At 68.0% G+C, this 4,205-nt stretch carries 5 protein-coding genes; 2 read left to right on the forward strand and 3 right to left on the reverse strand.

Translation table 11 applies throughout. The features are described from left to right. On the forward strand, window positions 1–893 hold an 893-nt coding region (locus tag E2493_RS21525), incomplete at its 5' end, for a hypothetical protein (protein ID WP_167737681.1). A gap of 65 nt (window positions 894–958) precedes the next feature. Continuing rightward, a complete protein-coding gene (locus tag E2493_RS20865; RefSeq protein ID WP_135090696.1) occupies window positions 959–1,912 on the forward strand; it encodes a hypothetical protein in 954 nt (317 codons plus the stop codon). 23 nt (window positions 1,913–1,935) lie between these two features. Here the strand turns inward: E2493_RS20865 and E2493_RS20870 are convergent, their stop codons facing one another. The 3 genes from E2493_RS20870 to E2493_RS20880 all read right to left on the reverse strand — a co-directional run bounded on the left by E2493_RS20870 (window position 1,936) and on the right by E2493_RS20880 (window position 4,120). Next, window positions 1,936–2,238, reverse strand: a complete 303-nt coding sequence (locus E2493_RS20870; RefSeq protein ID WP_135090698.1) for a hypothetical protein — start codon at window positions 2,236–2,238, stop codon at window positions 1,936–1,938. Between the two features lie 99 nt (window positions 2,239–2,337). Beyond that, a complete protein-coding gene (locus E2493_RS20875; RefSeq protein ID WP_135090700.1) occupies window positions 2,338–2,853 on the reverse strand; it encodes a YdcF family protein in 516 nt (171 codons plus the stop codon). A gap of 124 nt (window positions 2,854–2,977) precedes the next feature. Continuing rightward, complete coding sequence (locus E2493_RS20880; protein ID WP_135090702.1) at window positions 2,978–4,120, reverse strand: acyl-CoA dehydrogenase family protein; 1,143 nt, start codon at window positions 4,118–4,120, stop codon at window positions 2,978–2,980. Between the last annotated feature and the right edge of the window lie 85 nt (window positions 4,121–4,205).

Below are 4,205 nucleotides of genomic sequence, written 5' to 3' on the forward strand. Positions count from 1 at the left end.
ACGACATCGTCGTCACCGGCGAGCGGCTGACCCGCGAGGCCGCGCGTCGCTACGTCAACGACATCTCCCGGCCGGTCAACGACCAGCTGCCCGCCTTTCGCAATCCGGTCTGCCCGACCGTGATCGGCATGCCGGAAGAGAATGCAGCGGTGATCGTCGAGCGGGTGAAGAAGGTCGCGAAATATGTCGGCGTGAAGGTCGGCAAGCCGGGCTGCGCGACCAATTTCAGGATCATCGTGGTCGAGGATGCCCAGGCCTTCGTCTCGGAGCTCCATCGCCAGAAGCCGGTCTTCTTCGCAGGCATGGAGAAAAGCGAGATCGACCGGCTGATGAAGGACCAGCGCCCCGCTCTGGCCTGGAGCGCCGTCCAGACCCAGAACGAAGACGGCCAGGTCTATGCCGATTATTCGTCGGGCAAGGGCCAGTTCGACCGCGCCCATGGCAACCGCGTCTCGGCCAGCGGGGTGCCGACCGATTCGGAGAGCGAAGGCGCCGCCGCCGACGTCGGCCGAGCCACTCCGGGCGGAAAGACTCAGCGCAACATGTCGGCCTCGATCATCAAATCGTCGACGCAGCAGGCAATCCTCGATTCCTACGTCGTGATCGACAGCGCCGCGGCGAACGGCAAGACGCTGATGCAGGTCGCCGATTACGCGGTGATGCGCGCCCTCGCCGCGGCGCAGCCGCCGGCCGAGGCGACCGGCGTCGACACGATCCTCACCCTGTTCAACGACGGCGGCGAGACCCCGCCGAGCCTTCGCGCGCCCGACGTCGCCTATCTGAAGGCGCTGTACAGCGCGTCGCCAACGCTGAACAAGATGGCGCAGCTCAACCGCCTGACCAAGGCGGTGCTCGAGACTTCGCCCGAGGAGCCCGCCGGCGCCGGAAAGTGAGCGGCTCGTGGACGCGAAATACCGGCTAGCTCGACGTCGGGACTGAATAGAGGAGGGATTGAGGGATGTTCGCTCTGACGATTGCGCTGGCGCTTGCGGCACAGGCCGCGCCGCAGCCTGCAGGTTCCGACGACATCGTCGTCACCGGCGAGCGGCTGACCCGCGAGGCCGCGCGTCGCTACGTCAACGACATCTCCCGGCCGGTCAACGACCAGCTGCCCGCCTTTCGCAATCCGGTCTGCCCGACCGTGATCGGCATGCCGGAAGAGAATGCAGCGGTGATCGTCGAGCGGGTGAAGAAGGTCGCGAAATATGTCGGCGTGAAGGTCGGCAAGCCGGGCTGCGCGACCAATTTCAGGATCATCGTGGTCGAGGATGCCCAGGCCTTCGTCTCGGAGCTCCATCGCCAGAAGCCGGTCTTCTTCGCAGGCATGGAGAAAAGCGAGATCGACCGGCTGATGAAGGACCAGCGCCCCGCTCTGGCCTGGAGCGCCGTCCAGACCCAGAACGAAGACGGCCAGGTCTATGCCGATTATTCGTCGGGCAAGGGCCAGTTCGACCGCGCCCATGGCAACCGCGTCTCGGCCAGCGGGGTGCCGACCGATTCGGAGAGCGAAGGCGCCGCCGCCGACGTCGGCCGAGCCACTCCGGGCGGAAAGACTCAGCGCAACATGTCGGCCTCGATCATCAAATCGTCGACGCAGCAGGCAATCCTCGATTCCTACGTCGTGATCGACAGCGCCGCGGCGAACGGCAAGACGCTGATGCAGGTCGCCGATTACGCGGTGATGCGCGCCCTCGCCGCGGCGCAGCCGCCGGCCGAGGCGACCGGCGTCGACACGATCCTCACCCTGTTCAACGACGGCGGCGAGACCCCGCCGAGCCTTCGCGCGCCCGACGTCGCCTATCTGAAGGCGCTGTACAGCGCCTCTCCGACCATGGGGAAGATGCAGCAGCTCAACCGTCTCTCCAAGGCCGTGCTGGAGACCTCGCCCGAGGAGCCGGCCGGCAGCAAGTAGCACAATGCGGCAGCGACTCTTCGTTACTCCGCAGCTTCCCGACCGAGCTCGATCTCCTCGCGAAGTCTCGCTCCGCGGTGAAAGGCGAGCACACCGAGCAGGGCGGCGGCAACGGCATAGGCGACAAGCCCGCGGACCGAATAGGCGCTTTGGCCAGCGGTGCTGAACCACCAGACTGCGCTGGCGGTCAGCCAGGCGGCGATCACCGACCCGACCTTGCCTTTGACGGGATCGTCGAGGATGCGCTGCAAGAGAATCTTTTCCCATAGGAACGCAAGGACAAAGACGGCCACAAGTGCGCCGAGGAACATGCCGATATCCGCCATGGAACCCTCCCTGTTGCTCGGGCGAGAATATCATGACGCGAACGGAAGATCACTGGCTGGGGCGCTGGACGTCACCAGGCATGATCGCGCGCGCTACAATCAGTGGCCGGTGAGCAGGTAGAAATTGTAGAAGAAGGTCTTTCGCAGCAGGAACGGCGCCTTGGTACTCCAGCTGCGGTAGCGGCTGAACGGCGTCGGCGCGCCCTCGGCGCGGAGGCCGAGATCCGAAGCCATGCGCAGTGCGCGCCGCATGTGCAGCGGATCGGTGACAATCAGCATCGCTTCGATCCGCTCCTTCCGGGCGATCCGGCGCGCCTCGACCAGATTCTGGTGCGTCGTGCGGGAGACCGTCTCGATCAGGATTACCTGCCGAGGGACGCCGCGGGCCAAGGCATAGGCGCGCGCGACCTCGGACTCGGCTGCCGCGCCGCGGCCGGTGGCGCCGCCGGTGAAGACGATCCGGCGAACCGCGCCCCGGCGAAAGAGCGCGATCCCGTGCGCGATCCTGGCCTCGAACACCGCCGAGGGACGGTTGCCGTCGATCGCCGCGCCGAGGACGATGGCAGCGTCGGCGGGGCCGACGGAGCCCTCGCCGGCCATGTCCACGATGCGCATGGCGGTGACTGCGGCCCAGACGAGCAGCGCGATTGCGGCAAGGGCGGTGAGGCCTGCGAGGCGTCTCCCGCTTTTCCTCGGGCGCGGCCTGGAGGCCGGGACATCCGACGGCGTCGCCACCGCCTCAGCCGCCGCGCTTCAGCGTCTCGCGGGCGATGACAAGCTGCTGGATCTGGCTGGTGCCTTCGTAGATCCGGAACAGCCGCACGTCGCGATAGAGCCGCTCGATGCCGTAATCGGCGACATAGCCGGCGCCGCCGAAGATCTGGACGGCGCGATCGGCCACCCGCCCCACCGCCTCGCTCGCGAAATATTTGGCGGCGGCCGCCTCCAGCGTGATCGGTTCGCCGCGATCCTTCTGCTCGGCCGCGTCGAGCACCAGGGAACGCGCCGCCATCGCGTCGGTCTTGGAATCGGCGATCATCGCCTGGATCAGCTGGAAGTCGGCGATCGGCTTGCCGAACTGGCTGCGGGCCTGGGCGTAGGCGACGCTGTCTGCCACCAGCCGCTCGGCGATCCCGGTGCAGACCGCGGCGATGTGCAGCCGGCCGCGGTCGAGCACCTGCATCGCGATGCGGAAGCCCTCCCCGTCCTCGCCGAGGCGGTTGGCCGCCGGCACCGGCACGTCGTCGAACGTCACGTCGCAGACATGGGCGCCCTGCTGGCCCATCTTGCGCTCAGGGCGCCCGACGCAAAGGCCGGGGAGATCGGCGGGAACCAGGAAGGCCGAGACGCCCTTCGCCCCGGGGCCGCCGGTGCGCGCCATCACCGTGAACAGCGAGGCCTTGTCGGCATTGGTGATGAAGCGCTTGGCGCCCGACAGGCGGTAGGAACCGCCGTCCCGGATCGCGCGAGTGGTGACCGAGGCGCTGTCGGAGCCCGCGCCCGGTTCGGTCAATGCGAAGCTGGTGATCACCTCGCCGCTGGCGATGCGCGGCAGCCATTGGGCTCTCTGCGCGTCGGACCCGGCGATCACCAGACCCTGGCTGCCAATGCCGACGTTGGTGCCGAACACCGAGCGGAAGGCGGGCGTCGTGCGGCCGAGCTCGAAGGCGACGCGGATCTCCTCGGTCATGTTCAGGCCGAGCCCGCCATATTCCTCGGGGATGGAGAGCCCGAACAGCCCCATATCGCGCATCTCGCGCACGACCTCGTCCGGCACCTCGTCCTCGTCCGCCACCCGCGCCTCGAGCGGGCGCAGCCGCTCTGCGACGTAGCGCCGCACGGTCTCTAGAAGGAGATCGAACGAGTCGGCGTCGAGCGGCATTGAGGTCTCCCTGCGGGCTTCTCCCCTCCCGCTCGCGGGAGGGGCCGGGGGTGGGGTCACCGGGGCGGCGCCGGCGATCGGCGCC

Source organism: Sphingomonas parva (ex Maeng et al. 2020) (assembly GCF_004564275.1).
GTDB lineage: Bacteria > Pseudomonadota > Alphaproteobacteria > Sphingomonadales > Sphingomonadaceae > Allosphingosinicella > Allosphingosinicella parva.

Bases quoted from the DNA above. Each gene is read 5' to 3' on its own strand.
- E2493_RS20865 (WP_135090696.1), top strand. From the start codon at position 959: ATGTTCGCTCTGACGATTGCGCTGGCGCTTGCGGCACAGGCCGCGCCG.
- E2493_RS20875 (WP_135090700.1), bottom strand. From the start codon at position 2,853: ATGCGCATCGTGGACATGGCCGGCGAGGGCTCCGTCGGCCCCGCCGAC.
- E2493_RS20880 (WP_135090702.1), bottom strand. From the start codon at position 4,120: ATGCCGCTCGACGCCGACTCGTTCGATCTCCTTCTAGAGACCGTGCGG.
- E2493_RS20870 (WP_135090698.1), bottom strand. From the start codon at position 2,238: ATGGCGGATATCGGCATGTTCCTCGGCGCACTTGTGGCCGTCTTTGTC.